Below are 232 nucleotides of genomic sequence, written 5' to 3' on the forward strand. Positions count from 1 at the left end.
GCACCGGACGGCCAGCGACCATAGCGGTCCCGGCCGTTAGCGGAATCTGCCCTAACAGGACTCGTAACAGGGTGGTCTTACCCACCCCGTTGGGGCCCAGAACGGCGATAAATTCGCCGGGTTCGACAATGAGATTGAGTCCCGACCACAGCACCCGGTTCCCGAAGGCGACCTTGGCGTCGGTGAGCCTGGCAGGCTCGATCCTCATCGTCGTCCCGGCGGTGTCAGAATG

General features: G+C 63.4%; 1 protein-coding gene. It reads right to left on the reverse strand.

Annotated elements, in window-relative coordinates; translation table 11 throughout:
• A partial coding sequence (locus ACSNOK_RS36465; protein ID WP_436784927.1) for an ATP-binding cassette domain-containing protein occupies nt 1–208 on the reverse strand: 208 nt, incomplete at its 3' end.
• Nucleotides 209–232: the final 24 nt, after the last annotated feature.

The organism is Streptomyces sp. URMC 126 (assembly GCF_051386555.1).
Lineage (GTDB): Bacteria > Actinomycetota > Actinomycetes > Streptomycetales > Streptomycetaceae > Streptomyces.